This window comes from Photorhabdus sp. RM96S (genome assembly GCF_042879335.1).
Classification (GTDB): Bacteria; Pseudomonadota; Gammaproteobacteria; order Enterobacterales; family Enterobacteriaceae; genus Photorhabdus; species Photorhabdus kayaii.
In genome coordinates this window covers 1-20,340 of the sequence record NZ_JBHFKT010000053.1, presented here as the reverse complement: position 1 = coordinate 20,340, position 20,340 = coordinate 1, and the positions used below count along the sequence as shown (strand labels likewise).

Annotated in this window: 12 protein-coding genes and 1 pseudogene; 8 read left to right on the top strand and 5 right to left on the bottom strand. The window is 39.9% G+C overall.

Translation table 11 applies throughout. From position 1 onward, the window contains the following. Positions 1–117 precede the first annotated feature (117 nt). Entirely contained in the window at positions 118–807 is a 690-nt protein-coding gene (phoB, locus tag ACGF49_RS22090; protein WP_112879375.1) for a phosphate regulon transcriptional regulator PhoB, read from the bottom strand. 261 nt (positions 808–1,068) lie between these two features. On the opposite strand from phoB, the gene sbcD reads away from it, so the two are divergent. The 7 genes from sbcD (at position 1,069) to ACGF49_RS22055 (ending at position 13,521) form a co-directional block, all read left to right on the top strand. Continuing rightward, positions 1,069–2,304 (top strand): exonuclease subunit SbcD, encoded by a 1,236-nt coding sequence (gene sbcD / locus ACGF49_RS22085; protein WP_113043311.1) that lies wholly within the window; start codon positions 1,069–1,071, stop codon positions 2,302–2,304. Next, on the top strand, positions 2,301–5,987 hold the full coding sequence (locus ACGF49_RS22080) for an AAA family ATPase (RefSeq protein ID WP_228902605.1): 3,687 nt from the start codon (positions 2,301–2,303) through the stop codon (positions 5,985–5,987). The genes sbcD and ACGF49_RS22080 overlap by 4 nt, the downstream gene beginning before the upstream one ends. 1,620 nt (positions 5,988–7,607) lie before the next feature. Continuing rightward, a complete protein-coding gene (gene aroA, locus ACGF49_RS22075) occupies positions 7,608–8,957 on the top strand; it encodes a 3-phosphoshikimate 1-carboxyvinyltransferase (protein WP_228901915.1) in 1,350 nt (449 codons plus the stop codon). A gap of 19 nt (positions 8,958–8,976) precedes the next feature. After that, on the top strand, positions 8,977–9,756 hold the full coding sequence (locus tag ACGF49_RS22070; protein WP_228901916.1) for a phytanoyl-CoA dioxygenase family protein: 780 nt from the start codon (positions 8,977–8,979) through the stop codon (positions 9,754–9,756). A 3-nt stretch (positions 9,757–9,759) separates the two neighbouring features. Continuing rightward, on the top strand, positions 9,760–11,505 hold the full coding sequence (locus ACGF49_RS22065) for a thiamine pyrophosphate-binding protein (RefSeq protein WP_113043307.1): 1,746 nt from the start codon (positions 9,760–9,762) through the stop codon (positions 11,503–11,505). Positions 11,506–11,518: 13 nt separating this feature from the next. Beyond that, entirely contained in the window at positions 11,519–12,700 is a 1,182-nt protein-coding gene (locus ACGF49_RS22060) for a Bcr/CflA family efflux MFS transporter (RefSeq protein WP_228901920.1), read from the top strand. Between the two features lie 32 nt (positions 12,701–12,732). Next, positions 12,733–13,521, top strand: coding sequence for an SDR family oxidoreductase (locus ACGF49_RS22055; protein ID WP_271858891.1), 789 nt, complete (start codon positions 12,733–12,735; stop codon positions 13,519–13,521). Between the two features lie 1,502 nt (positions 13,522–15,023). On the opposite strand, the gene ACGF49_RS22050 is transcribed toward ACGF49_RS22055, so the two are convergent. The 4 genes from ACGF49_RS22050 to ACGF49_RS22035 all read right to left on the bottom strand — a co-directional run bounded on the left by ACGF49_RS22050 (position 15,024) and on the right by ACGF49_RS22035 (position 19,476). Continuing rightward, complete coding sequence (locus ACGF49_RS22050) at positions 15,024–15,773, bottom strand: creatininase family protein (protein ID WP_113043304.1); 750 nt, start codon at positions 15,771–15,773, stop codon at positions 15,024–15,026. 17 nt (positions 15,774–15,790) lie between these two features. Continuing rightward, positions 15,791–16,660, bottom strand: a complete 870-nt coding sequence (locus tag ACGF49_RS22045) for a dihydroorotate dehydrogenase (RefSeq protein ID WP_113043303.1) — start codon at positions 16,658–16,660, stop codon at positions 15,791–15,793. Between the two features lie 107 nt (positions 16,661–16,767). Further along, the gene (locus ACGF49_RS22040) at positions 16,768–17,256 is read right to left on the bottom strand and encodes a hypothetical protein (protein ID WP_387492793.1); all 489 of its coding nucleotides are present in this window, start codon (positions 17,254–17,256) and stop codon (positions 16,768–16,770) included. Between the two features lie 129 nt (positions 17,257–17,385). After that, positions 17,386–19,476, bottom strand: a complete 2,091-nt coding sequence (locus ACGF49_RS22035; RefSeq protein ID WP_387492791.1) for an aminotransferase class III-fold pyridoxal phosphate-dependent enzyme — start codon at positions 19,474–19,476, stop codon at positions 17,386–17,388. A 644-nt stretch (positions 19,477–20,120) separates the two neighbouring features. Here ACGF49_RS22035 and ACGF49_RS22030 point away from each other — a divergent pair. Continuing rightward, a pseudogene (locus ACGF49_RS22030) lies at positions 20,121–20,231 on the top strand (transposase); the annotation flags it as partial. Between the last annotated feature and the right edge of the window lie 109 nt (positions 20,232–20,340).

Here is a 20,340-nt window from a genome sequence, read left to right as displayed (position 1 = left end):
ATAAAGAACAAACCTGGGCAGTGCTCAAAATCCTCACGTACTACGTGTACGCTCCGGTTTTTCCGCGCTGTCCGTGTTCAAACTGTCTGCAACAATTACGCCTATTGGGATAGGCTCTTAGTAACGGGTAGAAAAACGATAGCCCGTACCACGAACGGTCTGCACCATTTTATCATGGCCGCCAATCTCTAATACTTTACGTAAACGGCGAATATGAACATCAACAGTTCTATCTTCAACATAAACATTTGCTCCCCAAACATAATTAAGCAACTGTTCACGGCTATAGACTCGCTCAGGATGAGTCATAAAGAAGTGCAGTAATTTAAATTCCGTCGGCCCCATATCCAGTGCTTTATCCTGGCTGGTCACCCGATGGGACGTTGAATCCAAAACCAAACCATCCATTTCGATGATATCTTCCATGACCATCGGTGAAATACGCCGTAATACCGCTTTAACTCTGGCAACCAGCTCCTTAGGAGAGAAAGGCTTAGTGATATAGTCATCTGCCCCAACTTCAAGGCCACGCACCCGATCTTCCTCTTCACCACGGGCAGTCAACATCATTACCGGAATATCGCGAATATTATTATTCCGTTTCATCTGCTTAATTATCTGCAAACCAGAACCACCGGGGAGCATCCAATCCAATAACACTAAATCAGGATAGGGTTCAGATAAACATGCCAACGCAGAATCATAATCCTCTGCTTCTACCGGCTGATACCCGTTTTTTTCCAGAACAAAACAGACCATCTCACGAATCGGAGCTTCATCTTCAACTACCAAAATGCGTCTTGCCATGATTAATCCCGTTAATATATTGAGATAAACGCTACTTAGTTTAAAAAAACATTATGCGTCAGTTTTATGACAAATTTATGAAATCCTGCCTTGGTTATCCTCTATCTGCAATCGATTTCGCAATAATTAATTTAACAATTGTCATATTTCATAATGAATGCGAAGCCGCTCGGAGATATATTCACGAAATCAGATTTAAACGCGACATCCAGAATATAGCGATTATAATCATGCTTCACTTTAACCAATGACGGCGAAAATATGCGTATTATTCACACTTCGGACTGGCATCTTGGCCAATATTTTTTTACAAAAAGCCGGGCTGCTGAACATCAACATTTTCTGCGCTGGCTGATTAAACAGATTGAACATTATCAGGTCGATGCATTAATTGTTGCCGGAGATGTATTTGACACGGGTTCACCACCTAGCTATGCCCGTGAACTATATAATCGCTTTGTCGTTGAACTACAACCGACCGGCTGTCAGTTAATTAGCCTTGGTGGTAACCATGATTCAGTAGCAACATTAAATGAATCAAAAGAACTCCTTTCCTGCCTAAATACCACCGTTATTGCTCACGCAGAAAAAGATCAACAAAAACAGATAAAAATACTCACCACCAAACAAGGCAATACCGGTGCAATTCTTTGCGCAGTCCCTTTTCTGCGGCCAAGAGATATTATGATCAGCCAGGCTGGTCAGTCAGGAGAACAAAAACAGCTCGTATTACAAGAAGCTATTGCAGAACACTATCATCAACTCTATCAGCAAGCGTGTGAATTACGTGATGAATTGAATTTGCCCTTACCAATCATTGCTACCGGGCATCTGACGACCGTTGGTGCCACTGTTACAGATTCGGTGCGGGATATTTATATTGGTACATTGGATGCCTTCCCGGCGCAAGCTTTCCCGCCGGTAGACTATATTGCGCTTGGGCATATTCACCGGCCACAAATAGTGGCTAAATCTGAACATATTCGCTACAGCGGCTCCCCTATTCCCCTTAGTTTCGATGAAGTCGGGCAAGAGAAAAGTGTTTGTTTGGTGGAATTTACCCAAGACAAACTGGAATCCATCAAGCTTTTACCCATTCCGCAATATCAGCCCATGCAACTAATCAAGGGTAATCTGCAACACATTGAACAACAGTTACAAACTTTTAATGACTATCAAGGAGAGCAACCCGTCTGGCTGGATATTGAAGTTGCAACCCAAGATTACCTCCATGATATCCAGAAAAGGATTCGATCAATGGTTGCAGAGCTTCCTGTCGAAGTCATTCTGCTACGACGTAGTAAAACACAGCAACAAAATAGGCTAGCACAAGAAAACAGAGAAACTTTGACAGAACTTAGCGTTAACGAAGTTTTTGCCCGACGGCTTGCACAATCAGCACTCGAAGATGAAGAACATAAAAAACGTCTGACCACCCTTTTCGAACAAACACTGAACGATATCTATCAGGCTAAAAACAAGGAAGAGCAGGCATGAAGATTTTGAGTCTACGGCTAAAAAACATTAATTCATTACAAGGTGAATGGAAAATTGATTTCACAGCAGAGCCGTTTGCCAGCAGTGGTCTGTTCGCCATAACCGGTCCTACCGGCGCGGGTAAAACCACCTTATTGGATGCGATCTGCCTTGCGCTTTATCACGAAACCCCACGCTTGACGATTTCTACCTCACAAAATGAGCTGATGACCCGACACACTGCGGAATCATTGGCTGAAGTGGAATTTGAAGTGAAAGGTGTCGCTTACCGTGCTTTCTGGAGCCAACGGCGAGCGCGTAATCAACCCAATGGCAATCTGCAAGCCCCTAAAGTGGAACTCGCCCTTAGCAGCAGTGGTAAAATTCTGGCCGATAAAATCCAGGACAAAAAAGAAAAAATCATTGAAATTACTGGATTAGATTACGATCGTTTCACCAAATCCATATTGCTATCCCAAGGAGATTTCGCTGCTTTCCTCAATGCTCAGCCAAACGAACGGGCTGATTTATTGGAAGAGTTAACCGGCACTGAAATTTACGGAATTTTATCTCAACAAATTTACCAACAACATCAACAAGCACAATCAGAGCTGAATATTCTGCAAGCCAAAGCATCTGCCATTGATTTGCTAACGGCAGAGCAGTATCAACAACATCTGGAACAACAGCAACAACTCACCCATGCTGAATCACAACTCAATCAGCAGATAAAAACAGTGCAACATTCGGCACAATGGCTGACACGTGGAGAAGAACTTGAGCAACTTGTTACTGAAAATAACGCTTCCTTACAGCAGGCAGAAAAAGCGCTTACTCATGCAGAGCCGCAATTGCAGAAACTGGCTAGCAGTGAACCCGCAGAAACACTGCGCCCATTGCTGGATGATAAAAACCGAACACAATATGAACATCAGAGAACCCGCAAACAGCTGGAAGAGATGCATCAGCAACTTCAACAACAGCAACAGACGCTCACGCCGATACAGCAAAAGGTGACTCATGCAGATTCTGCCAGAACAGAGTATCAACAACACCGGCAACAACAAGAAAAGCTGATAACAGAACAGGTGATTCCATTAGATCATCAAATTGCGGTACAGATTAAAGAGCTCAATCTTACTCAGCAACAAATCAACGAGCAGAAAACTGCGCTTGAAAACCGTTGTCAACAATATGACACAGCAAATCAGCGCGCCCTATCATTCACCAATCAAAGAAAACAACTAGAAAACTATTTCGAGCAACAACCTTATCATCAATATTTCGGTGAAAATCTGGCTTTTTGGCAACATCAATTCTCTTGGCGGCAAGAGCAGCAGCAACAAATTGATCACCAAACGCAAAAAGTTGGCAAGCTCACTGCCGAAATCATGCAACTTAACAATAATCTGAACAAACAAGAGGAAGACTTAAAACAACAAATTGAAAATAACCAACCGCTGGAACTGGCATTTGAGCAGGCCAAGCAACAATTTTCTACTCTGCAAAAACAATATTCGCCGGAGAAATTAAAAAAACAATTAACTCAATATCAGGAACAACTACCGCTGCAACATAAACTGGAGATCCTGTCCCCGCAAATCTTGCAATTACAAGTCGCTATTGCCAATCATCATATTCGCTTACAACAACCGGAAAAATTATTAAAGGAACTTCCTGTTCAAATTGAATCTATCGATAAACAACTCTCAGACAAACAGCAACATTTAGCCGATCTTGCTCAACGTATTCAGTTAGAACAAAAGATTGTCAGTCTGGAAAAAGAACGGGCACAACTCAAGGAAGGTTCTCCTTGCCCACTATGCGGTGCTGAACATCATCCTGCAATTCAGGCTTATCAAAATATTGAACTACCAAAATCAGAACAACGGTTAAAAGATTTACGTCAGCAATTTGAAGCGCTGCAAGCCACCAAAATATCATTGGTTAATAAAAAAGAGTTCCAACAGCAACAATACGACCATATTTTGCAAGAAATTGCTGATGCTGAACTACGATTGAATATATTAACGCAACAATGGCAGGAAACTTGCATAATATTACAGACCGAAATTTCTCTTTCAGATAAACCCGCTCTTGAACTATTTGTGCAACAAAACCAATCTGCTCATCGGCTTTGCCAAACTCAATTAACCGAATTTGAACTGGCAGAAAAAACGTACCAGAAAACAGAAAAAACACTGACCGCTCATCAAGAATACGTTAAAGAAATTGAACGAAATATTGAACTGAGTAAACATCAACACAATGTACTGAAAAAACACTTATCTGAATTGCAACCAGAGATACAACAACAGCAGCTTAAGCTAATTGATGTCATCGAAAAAATGGCGTCAGAATTACAGCAATATAATTTATCCCTGCCAATGCTGAATGATACTGAAAACTGGCTGCAACAACGTAGAGAGGAGTGGCAGATATATCAAAACTGTCATGAAAACTGGCAACAGATCCAAAAAGAAGAAGCGGTCATTCAAAATCAGATTGAATCATTGCATAAACAGAAAGAAGAGTATGTATGCCGTTTAAATGGGCTTAATCAAACAGCACAGCAACAGAAACAGCAACTCGCAGAGGCACAACAACAGCGCCAACAACTATTTGGTAAGCGATCTGTTACCGACATCACTCAGGCATTACAACAACAATCTCAACAACTGGAAGAAGCGTACAAACAGGCACAATCACATCTGCAACAGGCACAATCCAATATTAGCCAACTGACCGGCGCCATTAATGAGACAGAAAAAAACCACAACCAGTCTGAGCAACAAAAACAGCAGGCAGAACAAAACTTCAATGCTGCATTAGCAAAGAGCCCATTTGCCGATCAACATGCCGTTGAATCGGCGCTGTTATCGCAAGAGCAACGTAAGGAATTGCAACAACTCAAGGAACAGCTTGAACAACAACAGATACAAGCCAACGCCCTATGCCAGAAAGCAGCAGAAACTCTGCAACAACATCGGAAAAATCGCCCTGAGTTACTTAATCAATATACAAAATCACAACTGACCGAACAGTTGGAAAACATTACTGATGAGCTAAAAAGAAACACCTTACAGCAAGGAGAGCTGAAAAACCTGCTTGGTAATGATGCAATACGCCGTCAACAGCAAAAATCCTTATTGGAAGAGATCAGCCATTGCCAACAAAATTATGATGACTGGAGTTATCTTAATAATCTGATTGGTTCGGCTGATGGTGCTAAATTCCGTCGCTTTGCTCAAGGATTAACACTGGATCATTTGGTTCATCTCGCCAATCAACGGCTGAAAAAATTGCACGGACGCTACGATTTGCAACGTAAAAACAGTGATGGTCTTGAACTACAAGTGATTGATACCTGGCAAGCCGATGCTATTCGTGATACCAAAACGCTTTCCGGTGGCGAAAGTTTTCTGGTCAGCCTCGCCTTGGCTTTAGCGCTATCTGATTTAGTCAGCAATAAAACCAGTATTGACTCACTGTTCTTGGATGAAGGCTTTGGCACACTTGATCCAGAAACCCTTGATATTGCACTCGACGCTCTGGATCATCTGAATGCTTCCGGGAAAACCATTGGTGTTATAAGCCACGTCGAAGCCATGAAAGAGCGGATACCCGTACAGATTAAGGTTAAAAAAATTAATGGGCTTGGGATAAGTAAACTCTCACCTGAGTTTCGTTATGACAAGTCATAATGGAAAACAACAAACCTTTTTCCAAAGGGAATTGAATACAGCCATTTTTTCCTTGAAAGGGTACTCCCGCCAGCATAAAGGCGGGAAGGAAATTTCGACAAGGCATTACCCTTGCTGGTTTTGAATGTACTGTGTGACTTGCTCCCGCCAACATACATCGAGAAGCAAGAACGCTCAACGAAATGACCGCGCTTCGAGCAGTTTGCTAATACTAAAAGCGCGTTTTACTCACAATTAGCATTCAGGTGGGAGAAATCCGCAGGTTTTGTTAAAAGACGATGGTTTTATTAGGCCACTACAGAGTCAATCATTAAAGAAAATCGATAAACCTTTAGGTTGACTAGATTATACCCTATGGATTTCAAGATGCATCGCGACGGCAAGGGAGTGAATCCCCGGGAGCATAGATAACGATGTGACCGGGGTGAGCGAGTGCAGCCAACAAAGAGGCAACTTGAAAGATGACGGGTATATAATAACGCTGTAAGTAACCCGACTCAGATACTGTAATTTAAATCATTTTTTTGGGGTTTTATACCAATTTTCCACAATCAATTATTTGATTTTTTATGAGAAAATCTATTTACCGATTGAAAACGTTATTAAAGCCAGTCCCTTTAAGAAAACAGATTAACTGATTAATCCATTCATATTGTTATTTATTTTCCCTGATTATATAAGCATTAACATATTCAAGTTTTTTCACTGATGGCTTTATGATTGGCAGGGTTTAAACTGTTATTAAAACACATTGTTTTAACATCGGATTTTAAGCGGTATAAAATTTTAATCGGTATTTTTACCACTTTCGACGTATGCTTTCTATACCCTATGGATTTCAAAATGCATCGCGACAGTAAGGGAGTGAATCCCCGGGAGCATAGATAACTATGTGATCGGGGTCCTGTGGAACGTGGAATATCCACTCATTACCCATCTCCAGACGAGGGGATCTCATCGATAATAAGATATTGGCTGATACCAATGGGCAAAAATTTTCTACAACGGACAGTACTATCCAGTCCTGTTACTCCAGAAAATATCTGGGTAAAGGCCGAGGGCTCTCTATGATATGGTTTACAGCAACAAAAGTGCTGGAAGAGCATGTGAAACAATATTTTTGGAACGATGAATAGTCCTGACTTGTAATTTTCGAGGACTTTTACACTGGATACAAAAATAGTATTCAATGGTGATAATAAAAATATATTTATATCACTCTCGTTCTAAACGGTTTATATGAATATAAATTTTAATTAAAATTAAATCCATATATATGTTAGTTAACTGCATTTGATATATAAATATTTTTTATATATCAAATTAAATTAAATAATTTACTTACTGATAAAAGATAGTTATCACCCGATAACTAAAAGAAATTGGAAAAAATATATTTTACGAAATACTATATTAAGAATGGTTTAATAGTTATGAAATGGAATTATTCGAATTTACATAATGAGAAATAAGTGAGAAATGCAATGATGCTATAAAAAATAAACTGGTAGAAATCTATAAACATGTTTGTTATTGAGTTTCACATAGATGTGAATCAGGGAATTATTAAATCAAAGATTTATTTACTTATTATATTAGTAAAAGATAAAAGGAAAGCCTATGTCTTTAGTAAAATACCTAGCAGTTAGTCCATCTAGCTATATACTTCATTCTGCCTATATACCGTCATCGAAACCAGAAACCCAACGCGCGATTTTAGCTGCCAGTTTGTCTGATGGAAAATCAATTATAAATAATGATTTGCGTTGTTCAGAAACAGCCACAATGAAGGAAGCATGTCGTAGTATTGGAGCAAAAATTATTGAAGAGCCTAGTCGATTAATTATATATGGTACTGGTGGCAAAATTATACCTAGTAATAATGTTATTGATGCTATCGGTTCGGGATTAGTCTTTCGTGTAATAACTGCTTTAGCTTGCCATAGCGATACACCGTCTGTGATTTCTGGTGATGCTACTCTCAGAGCACGTGTCATGAAGCCTTTATTGAATGCACTTGCTGATTTAGGGGGAAATATCTCCAGTGTTCATATGAACGGAAAAGCACCTTTTATAAATTGGGGGGGATATATTGGTGGTGAGTGTGAAATCGAAGGAAATATTAGTTCTCAATTTATTACAGCAATTCTTTTCACCGCTCCCCTTGCTAAAAAAAGTACTACAATAAAAATCAAAGGAGAGATCTTATCATTATCATATATTCAGCAGACACTAGAGGTTCTCACTATAGCTGGCATCAAATTCCAGCATAATGAAAACTTTTCCAAAATTACGGTATTTCCTGGTGAATATCATCCTAATGAATATACAATAACGGGTGATTATACTTCGTGTTCTTACTTGGTTGCCGCAGCAACTTTATTTCCATGTGACCTTAAACTAAAAAATATCAACAGCAAAAGCTTGCAAGGTGAGCAGGCTATTCTGACATTTGTTGAAGAAATGGGATTGGATGTTATTAGAAATGATCAGGAAAACGAAATTAGGTTGATTAATAGAAAAGGTTCATTAACTGGATGTTATGAATTTGATGTCAGTAATTGCCCTAATATTGTACCTACGCTGGCTTCAATAGGAATGTATGTCGATGGTTGTTTCAGAGTTACTGGCGGATCTATTACCCGCCTTCACAAATCGCCAAGAATAAAAGCAATGGTACAAGAATTACAAAAGTTGGGTGTCAACATTCAGCCTTTGATTATAAATGGTGTTTATGATGGTTTTGAAATTCATGGAACATCATCCTATTCAGGAGATTGCAGGCTTTCCAGTTGGGGGGATCATCGTATTTTTATGTCCTTATTTGTCGCATCATTACGTTGCCAACAAGCCAATTTTATTGATGGTTATGAAGATGTTCATTGTTCATTCCCATCTTTCTTTAAAGAGTTTGAGCAACTTGGTATTACGTTCAAAGAAATGATTTTCCAATCAGAATCGGTTTATTAATTTAGATAAGGTTATCAATATGAATTTCAAGGAAAAAATGCAGGAAATGGGCTATGTTGTAATACCTGAAGCAATAGAAAAAGAAGAAATTGAAATTATCAGGAATTTTTATAAAGAAACATCAAACATAAATAATCTTTCTACTCTTTTGCCAACAGATATATTAAAAAACACTGAAGTATTTCATGCTATTTTGAATGATAAATCAGTTACAGTTATCAAGGAAATTTTTGGAAAATCTTTTTCTTTATTTCCTAATTTTACTATTCGGGAGAGTGTTTATATTCCTTGGCACAATGATGCGTATTTTTTATCGGATGAGGTAATCAACCTAGATGCACCATTACAATTTATGCAATGTGCTATATATTTGCAGGATAATGATCCTGAGTATGGAGGAGGAATAACATTAATTCCTTTTTCTCATCGACTGAATCAAACCACTGTGAAGAAAATGCTAAATACTCCGCAAGCATACGAAAAAGTGATCATGAGTAAGGCTGGTGATCTTATTCTTTGGGATAATAGAATAACTCACAGAAGTACTTATCCTGATAAAGCGCCTGATAACACAAAATTAGCGTTACAGTGGACAGTTTCTGCATCAGAGCAACATAATGAACTATACCTACAATATCTTCGGGATCGAGCACAACATAGTATGCATGTTTCCGATTATTTACCCAAAAGCCCAAAACCTTATTTTGCAGATATGCCTAATGTTCGATACCCGGACTCATTTCATCAAGATTCATTAAAAATAATGAAAACACAAAATATACACTTTATAGGGCTATGAACGATGACATATTTAGATCATAAGCAGAAAGAAAGTGGAGCATCTTATATATTGAGGCAACTACGCCAGTTAGGTGCGTCTCATCTCTTTATGGTGCCAGGCAAGCTTATAAATGCATTCATGAAATGTTACCCGAAAGATAATGATTCAGTATTAGATGTTTTTCCTGCTCCAGTAGTTACCGCCTGTGAAACGGGGGCTGCTTATATGGCAGAAGGATATGCCCGTGTCTCTGACAATTTTGGTATATGTCTGGTCATTGGTGGTCCAGGTGTTACGAATACTCTGACAGGTATAGCTTCTGCCTATACAGATAATTTCCCTGTTTTACTTTTAGCTGGGCAAATTTCATCGACAATGGAAATGCACAATGTTTTACAGGACAGTACCCAATCTGGGATTAATCAACAAGTGATTTTTTCTCCAGTAACTCGCGCAACATTTGAAGTTAAAGCGGGTCAATCAATTAGTCGGTTTCTGAGAGAATCACTCAGGGCAATGAAAGGAATTGAAAGAGGTCCAGTGTATCTGGGAGTAAGTAAGGAAATTTTAAATGAATATGATGGAAATCGCCTCGATATTAGTTCAACTGTTTCTGATTCCTGGAAAAATCGCCCAGTAGATATTAATAAAATATGTTCGCCTGAACTTGGACAATTCATAAGTAAAAATCATAATTGCATTATTCTCGCGGGGTTACGCAGTAAAACATCTGAAACTGCTGATATGTTGTTAGCATTTGCAGAAAAGTATCATTTTCCAGTAGCAACAACACTTAGTGGTAAAGGGATATTTCCAGAGGATCATCCTCTGTCGCTCGGTATTTATGGTTATTCAGGTAGCCCCAGAGCTATTGAAGCATTTAAAGATCCGGGATTGGAGGGCATTATTTTATTGGGGGTAGATACAACCCAATGGAGCACAATGCTCTGGTCTCCAGAATTGCAACTTTCTGGTAGAACTATTCAGGTTGATACAAATCCTGAATATCTTGGTAAATACCTTGATATTACTTGTGGGGTTACTGCAAATAGCAGTGCTTTTCTGGATACTCTTGGCGAGTATTACCATAATACGCTCATAGCTGGATGCCTAACACGGGAAAAATGGATAAAAGACCTCAGTACCGTTCCCAAATATTTTCCTATTGATTTTAGTGCAACAGGTGATGCAGAAAGACACCCCGCATCCTATATCAATATTCTCCAAGAACATTTCCCAGAAAATGGAATTGTCAGTGTAGACTCTGGTGCGCATCGTTCATTCTTTGGTCATTATTGGGTCGCCCGCAGACCTGAAGCATACTTATCCGCTACTACACTCGGGCCTATGGGCTGGAGTATTCCAGCCGGAATAGGCGCTAGCTTCGCAGCACCGGACAGGAAATGTATGGTAATCACAGGTGATGGTTGTATGTTAATGCAGGGAATGGAGTTAGCCACTGCATCAAAATACCATCGTAATATACTTTTTATTGTCTTCAACAATGCTTCTTATGCCGCAAGCTACTTTAATAATAAAGATAACAGAGCGGATCTGACGAAAATTCCTAATTATGATTGGTGTCAACTGGCTAAGGGATTAGGGGTAAATAGCTTTTGCGTGAATTCTCCTGAACAATTACAGGAATGCCTAGCCGGGATTATGCAGCAAAACGCCCCTTTTTTGATTGAAATCAAATGTGATAGTCAACACGCTACGCCAAATAAGGAATACAACGGACGCATAAAAACACTCCCTCTTGTATGAAAGGAGCAATGGCATGAGATCAAAACTCATTATCATCAACTCGTGCGTTATCTTAGTACTCGGATTGTTTTCTATAGACCTCTATAATCCAGCACTTCCCATTATAAAAATAGCGCTCGCAATAACAGACAATCAGGCACAGAGCTTGGTTGTTTATTATCTCCTTGGTTTTGCAGTATCTCAGATTTTTTATGGCCCACTTTCTGATAAATACGGGCGTATTCCTGTAATCATATTTTCCTTATTATTTTCTGCTGTTGGTAACTATCTAACTTCTACCGCAGAATCATTTCACACACTTTCATTATTCAGACTCCTGACGGGAATTGGTGCAGGTGGATGCCCAGTTATTAGTAGAGCAATACTCAGCGATACTTTTAGGGATAAGACGGAATTATCAAAATCACTGGCAATGTTTTCTATGGCATCACAAGTTTCTCCTGCTTTTGCCCCCATTATTGGGGGATATATCACAGAGTATCTGCCGTGGAAATTTAATTTTATCGCGTTAGCCATCATGATGTTATTAGGTGCGATTTTTGTCAAAATGACACTGCCGGAAACATCTCCGATGAGATCAAGTCGCAATGGTAGACTGGCTGGTTTTCGAATTTTATTATCAGATGTTAATTTTGTTGTATACAGTGTTGTCTCTGCTGTCTTATTTGCCATTACCATTGGTTATTTTACTGCCAGTCCTTTCGTATTCCAGACCCAATTTGGGTTATCGTCATCACAGAACGGATATTTGTTTATAATCTATTCCGCTGGAATTGTAATAGGTTCATTGTTAACAAAAAAAGGATTATCACACGCTACACCTGAATACATTCTTAAAATATCTTTGCCATTATTACTGTCATTCACGGTAATAGCGCTCATTTTTATTCACTTCACTCAGATATTATCAATTGGCTTCATCATTATTTATAGTTTAGCGATAGGGTTGGGATGTGGGCTATCTTCCCCTTTATTACTCGGGATAAGTTTACATGGTCATCCTGAATTATCAGGAACGGGTAGCGCTTTGCAGGGGGCACTCAAAATGGCCGGAGCCGCTATTGTATTATGGTTTTTCTCCAGTGGTCATACAACGACTGCGACTGGCTTGATGTGGGGACTTTTTGCTCTTGCTCTGATTTGTTTCATTTTAATAGCTTGTACCCAGTATTGGGTGTCTGAAACAGAAAACTGATGTTTGTAGAACTATTCTTATATGGAGAGAATATGGATCTTAAAATAACGGGGCGTTGGGCTGTTATATGTGCAGCCAGCGAAGGTCTGGGCTTTGCTTGCGCAGCGGCGTTAGTTGCAGAAGGTGTAAATGTTGTTATTAACGCACGACGAACTGAACAATTGGAAATGGCAGCGCTACAGTTGCAAGAGATAAATTCAGCCGTGTCGATAAGATGGATATCGGGTGATATAACTCAACCGGAAACACAAGAGGCAGTGTTAACAGCTTCACCTATGGTGGATATCCTTATCACAAATGCAGGAGGGCCGCCAACAGGTCATTTTTCTGAATGGAGTCATGATATATGGTATCAGGCAATTAACACCAATATGCTTACACCAATAACTCTGATCCAAGCAGTGATCAATAAAATGGCTGACCGTAGTTTTGGACGCATCATTAATATTACTTCTGGTACAGTTAAAGCACCTCAAAATGAGTTGGGATTATCAAATGGAGCACGAGGTGGGCTAACAACTTTCGTTAGTGGTTTGGCAAAATCTCATTTATTGATGAGAAATAATGTCACTATAAATAATCTATTACCCGGAGCATTCGAGACTCAGCGCCTGAGACAAACATTTAAACAAAAAGCATTAAGATATGGTGATTCACCGGAAAATATGGCAATGCAACGTAGCCAGAAAATTCCCGCAGGAAGATTTGGAATTCCAGAAGAATTTGGAGCCTATTGTGCATTTTTATGTAGTACCCATGCCGGTTATATAACAGGACAAAATATTCTTATCGACGGAGGCGCTTATCCCGGTGTCTTTTAGCCAAATGATGTCGTGAGTTTTCAGAACAGTGAACGTGAAATTGTGACAGGCACCTTGATGTGCCTGAACAAAAAATCAGTCACAGTTCATACTGAAAATGGCATTCACTGGAATTAATCGGTATAAAATTTTAATCGGTATTTTTACCACTTTCGATGTCTGCTTTCTGTTAAGTTTAATCATACCCGCTCTCTATCTTTATCGATCATAATAATCATTTATCTGGTTTATTATTCATTCTTTTTTATCCATTATTTCCCAACGCGCACTAATACTGACCGGCAATCTTGAGTGGTTTTAATAAGTCGTTACCCTTTATGTTTTTTCGGATAATCAACTCATTTTTCAGATTTTAAATCCTACTAAATTAACCATTTTACCTAATTTTTTATTGCGTTATTTTTATAGCTTTTCTCGTAAAATAACAACGAAAAAGCATCTGAATATCCTCCTGTTAGTTATATAAAATCTTTAATAGCTCCGTATTATCACTTTTAAATAGTTGTATCAGGTTAAGTAAACGTAAAATAATCGGAGGATAACATTGCCGATAAATGTATTAAATATGACAGAGAGTCAGCCGTTTTTAGCCACTCTGTATTTTTTAAATCTGGCATTAATGAATGCACCTGTTTTTTTTCAATCCTTAACTAACTAATCACCGATAAAAAGTATTTTCAATTGTCCAGAAGTGAAAATGCAAGTAAAAAGATAAGCTGAACCATGTTAAAAAGATGATAAGCTGAATCTGGAACCGGTAAATAATTCTATATTCATTTTTCTACACTTAAAAAACAGAGAGAGTAAATGGTGTGTTAATGACATTAAAATTAAAGCATATTTCTTTAATCATTTTTAATGCTGTTAATCTGGTTAACCTAAAATCTTATCCGCTTTCTTTAACGATTATCTCTGATTTTCCGTAAACTTCTTACAGCCCTGTAAAATAAACTTAAAATCTGCTTTTCCTGTTTTTTTCTCTTCCAATGCTAATATAGCATCGAATTTTTATCCGCAGAAAAAGAATCTTAACCACTTCTTTTTACCTTTGATGATTAAAGTTTTTACCTGTTTTTTCATAATACGTTTACCATTTCTTTCCCGATTTTAAAACCACACTGATAGACAAAAACAGCTTTTCTTAACACCTGCTTTATCAGGAAAAGGAAATCCCACTTTTACAACTATTTTGAAAATAGTCAAAGCGCTTGGATTAAGATTTGAGTTACAATCTACTAACGTTAATATTTAAATCTAAGCTTTAACATATTGGTCACCTTTAAATCTTCAATGATAATCATGGTGTGGTTTTTTCTGATTGTCATGATGACTTTATGCAGGTCGTCGCAGCAAATATTAGCAACACGGGTATACAGAAAACTGCGCCTTATAATCTTCCCCTGAAAGACAAAGTTTTAAGGCGCACCCTGATAATAGAAAGCAATAAATTTTTCCCCAGCAACCAAAACAAAATCGAAAAGAGATAACGATATTACGACTGATTAATCCGCAGTAACCAGTTCCAATATTTGCTGCCTGACATGCTCGAAAATGAGTTCGCCAATCTCCGCACTCGAACCGGATGTTTTAGAAAGAACGCCTCTCGTTGAAAATTCTTTTTTAATCGGCACTTGATAGATCCCAGCACGTGGAGGTTTATCGTGATCAGGTCGCTCAGCTCTCACTAAATCCGGGCGTAAATGCAACATTAAACTCGTTTCTGTTAACCCTGCATGCTCAGCATGCCAACCGGGAAAATCAATTAAATGTTCACGCGTCCAGTCATCAGACACCAAACTCCACCAGCTAAATACGATAACGGAACGATCGTTAAAATGTCCCTCCGCCCGTAATGCGTCTACCGCTTCGAAAATAAAACCTTCATTCTCAAAATGACCATTAATGATCACCAGTTGCTTAAAGGGTAATGAGCACAAGCTCTTAATTGTTTGGCTGATATAAGCAGTAAATGTTGATCCGTCTAGGTAAATCGTGCCAGGAAATTCAAGTCCACCCCCACTTTGTGGCAATGATCTGGCAGACACTGGCTGTACCGGCAAGGTGAATCCATTAATATCCTCCGCCAACACGCGGGCAAAGGCTTCTGGGATCACTGAATCCACATTCAACGGCAGATGAGGCCCATGCTGCTCAATCCCGCCAATCGGCCATATCAATGTCTTACCTTCAACCGCGGCTAAGACCTGCTCACTGGTCAGTTCCGCAAATTCTCTAATTTTATTATTATTCATAATGTTATCCTTTTTCCTCATACTTTTTCTGACGTCATGACTTGCGTATATTCATGAACAATGCGCTGCAATGTTTTATACATATGCCGATGAAGCGCGGTGTAAACCTGCACCGTATTCGCCCCTGCCAGTAGGTATTCATGAACATCATTGCCATCCTGTACGCCTCCCGACCCAAGTATTGGAATCGTCACCCCTCGCTTACGCAGGTTATAAATAGCGGCAAGCACCATTGGTTTGATCCCTGGCCCAGAGTATCCGCAAACCCCATTAAGCAGCGCTTCGCCATTCGCTGTGTCGAATGCAATGCCTGAAATGGTATCGCTCAACGTTATCGCATCAGCCCCCCCTTCTACCGCAGCTTGAACACGCCCATACAAATTATCGCCAAGCGAGAGTTTGACCGCAAAAGGGGTGTCCGTTCGCTCTTCCACCGCTTTGGTGTAGTTGAATACTCGTTCTGGTGTATCTTCCGTGAAGTCGTCCGCATGCAAGCATGAAATGCCTAACTCCAAAGGGGCATCGGTCACTTCCGAGATACGAACAGCCAATGAACCTAACGCCTCAGGTGATTCAGCGTGGATAGAAACTATCACCGGAAGTTGTTCTTCCTTAAATTCACGGAGAAGCATTAACCAATATTCAACGGTTTTCTTCGAATACGTCGTATTGTTCAGCATCCCTGTACTGAACAAATAGGTCTTTTCTGTATGCAATTTTTCTGAGCGCGGGTAAATCGTTTTTGTCACGACTGCCCCTGCGCCGTGAGCGATAAACTGGCGAATATTTTTAGCTTGATCAGAAAGTAGACCCGACCCAACAATAATTGGGTTTTTTATCTTCATTCCTAAAACATCATAGGTTGATTCAATAACTCGATTTTCCATCGTAACTCCACAAATTACCCATTCAAGCAAACTCGCTATTAACCCGCCTTTCAATTCAATAGAAAGTCAATGGAAAGGCGGTATATCCTCAAAAAGATGATCAATAGCTATTCAACGGCAAAATTCCTGAAAATCTCGCCAATCTGTCCCGGATTTTGACGAAAATCGTGAATATCCAATTTCGACAAATTGCAAATATGCTCTAATCCCTTTAACAAATGACTACCACTATTCACAATCGGTAGTTGAGTGATTAATAAGACGGGCCGTTTCAGAGCAGAGGCCCAACCAAGTTCAATATGTGTACCGTCAGTACGCAGTAATTCATCACCTTGATGAACCGGAAGAATGGGCATGAAAAAATCACACTGCCGCATCCATTGGAAATCCCGTTTCGATACCATATCTGGCGTATAACTGGGTGTATCAATGCCAAATTTCTCAGTCAAATGCGCCGAAAATACATTACCATTCAGTGCCTTAACCGTGTTAATCGCCAGTTGGATCGTCGTTCTCAACTCCTCATGAAAACCGTTATCACAAATTGCAAATTGAATCGGCCCACCAATGAAAACACTTTTATTTGCCAACGGCATAACGTTCCCCTTAATTTTCATTACTCAACAGACTATGAGCCGTCGTTTCAGAGCATCGAACTCGGCACAGCCAGAAGATAGGATGCTTAATAATTCAATAAGTTATCACTCACAACAGGCCAATTTGTTCTAGCTATATCGAGGAAGCAGGTTGTTTTCCTCAAGTTCATCTAAGCTATCTACAAATGCCAAATAAACTTTTTCCAGATGAGTGTCATCATGTGCATCGGATATAAACCAGCAACGCCATTCCCAGATATAAACCCCTCTCATCAACAGGTTGTAGTAAAGCAAATCCATGTTGTCGCGATGTATTAATCTAAAAAATGAGGAAAACGATCTTGCCTCGATAGGAACCCGACGGCTTAAGAACAGTTGGTTCAAACGTGAAACAAATGATTCAGTACGCTGAGTCAGTACTTTGGTAAAAGTTTCCCCTCGCCTCTTGATCTCCTGCAAAGTGGCTTTCGCTGCGGTCATGCAAAGCGGATGTTGAAAATAGGTCCCACCAAAGAATGTCGGCTCCGCTGCGGGGAAACTATCATCGTTGAAATTCCAGTTTCCACCATCAATCGAATCAAGCATATTCTTCCTACCCGTAATGACGCCCAGAGGCATTCCACCACCTATCGTTTTGCCATAGGTCACAATATCCGCTTCAATGCCGAATAACCCCTGGACACCCGCTGGATGAACTCTGAAACCTGTCACGATTTCGTCAAATATCAGCAGAATATCTAACTCCCTGGTCACTTGACGCAAACGTCGCAAATAATCTGGATTGCTAAGCCCTGGGTCACGCGTGGGTATAGGTTCTACCAGCACCGCGGCGATATCGGTTCTATTGGTTTTGAGAAACTCAATGGCCTCATTGGAGCCAAACCCAAACACCGAAACATCAGCAACCATATTTTCAGGTATACCCACCGAAATGGGTTTTGTCGCATTAACTTCATCATATTCACCAGCTCTAGCCAGTACGGCATCCCAATGTCCGTGGTAACTGCTAGAAAAGAGCACAATATGATTACGGCGAGTAAGCGTTCGTGCTGCCCGAACCGCATTCATCACCGCTTCCGTTCCACTATTGACGAAAGCAACGCGATCCATGCCGGTAATCTCTTTGATAAGTTCAGCCACTTCTAAACCTATCTCATGCCGAGTTCCCAAACCAAAACTGTTGTCTATTTGCTGAGTGAGCGCTTTAACTACAAAGGGTGGGCTATGGCCAAACAAATGCGCACCGAACCCCATCGTCATATCAATGTAATCATTACCATCAATATCCTTGACAACAGGGCCGGCAAACTTGGTGCAGACAATCGGGTAAAGTAGCTCTTTTATGGAGGGTTTAAAGCCAATTCCAGAACGGCTATCTGCAATATTTTTACGTACCGCTACCGAATGAATTTTTGATTTAATCGTTCGCTCGTTATATTTAGATATGAATGAAGCCAGATACTTTTTTCTCTCCTCAGATTCAATCGATGGTGCACTTCTTGACATCCATTGGAAAAGGCGTTCTTTCTTAACCGGTGGAATATTGGGTGTATCGGATTGTTCAGACCTTTTTTCTTGATCAGCCAAGGCGGGTTGAGTGACCGAATGGTTATCTGCCGTAACCTTATTTTTATCCGCCATCAAGATATATTCACTGAGTTGACGAACCGTTTGTAATTCTGCGAAAAATTGCCGCACTGAAAGTTTTATACCAAATCGTTTATGGATGGGCTCCAATGCTTCGAATAACAAGAGTGATTCCGCACCCAATTCAACCAACGGTATTTCTAGTTCTATCTCTTCTTTCGGTAAACCAAATGTTTCTGCAAAAATAGCGATTATTTCTCTCTGAATAATTTCAATATCACTCATATCAACCTCACTTTCCTCAAAATGAAGACGATCTCTACCGGTTTTACTGTTGCAAGCCATATGCACAGCCACTAGTGAACCTGAGCAAAAAGTGCCTACGCTGACAGCAGGCCCTAAACAGTTGAGTTTATACGCCATACGCGTTGCCAAAGCATCTACAGAACTTCCACCAAACATCAGCATGGCGTCAGCAGAAGAGGGGGGCAGCGTCGGTACATCGGCTTGCCAGGTACTCCGACGAGAACCGATAAAAACTGAACAGAGCCCTGCATCTGCCCCGCTGGAATAACCGCTAAGTTCCAGCGCCTTATGGCAAACCTCCAGACAAATCCGTTGCTGAGGGTCCATGACCCCCACCCTCTGGCTAAGCCAGCCTCATTACGGAGAGGGCAAAGTTTGTGCTTGGTGTTACTCCATCAATCAACGGCTTATCAGAAATAGCGTTTCAACTTTTCAACCAATCAACAATGATCATGATCCAGAGAAAGGCTGTGCTCTACTTATGCAACTATAAAAGATGAAGAATGACAGGTATGCTATTGATACATAAATTAAAATTTCTATTCATATAATTGCCCTAACTGAACACGCATAATCTTCACCTTTCCATTGCAAGCCCTACGATTAAAACGTTGTGCAGACTCCACACTCTTCTGCATGCAAACGAGTCGGATAACACAGCGTTTACTTTTGACTACCAGAGAAAGCGAACATGCAGAGTAAAAAAACGGGAATTGATAGCCCGGCTACCCCGCATGGAATGATAATTAGCGTCATTTACTCAGAGACTAAAAACACAGTGACGATTTTAAAAGTAGCAATAAAAAAAGAAACCTCCACGAATCAATCCAAATATTTGAGCTAAGCCAAAATAATTAATATATTATTACTATTAAATAAGTAATCTGATTAACGTCTTGCTTTAACCATACCCTCACTTTCCGGCTTTTATGAATGCCATAGTTATCTAAAATCAATGTTATGTGACTGCTCCCCGCCGTAAAACGGGTGTCGCACAGCGAGGGAAAACCAGTACCGGCTGGTTTTATGGCTTTAAACTTCATCTGGTTATCAATGATTGTGGTGAACTTTTGGCAGTTAAGAGCCTATCCCAAAAGGAATTGTCATATTGTATAATATTCTAGAACGGATAATTTCTGAAGGTATAGAGAGTATGGCAAACAACAAATGGCGGCTCAGTGATGAACTTTG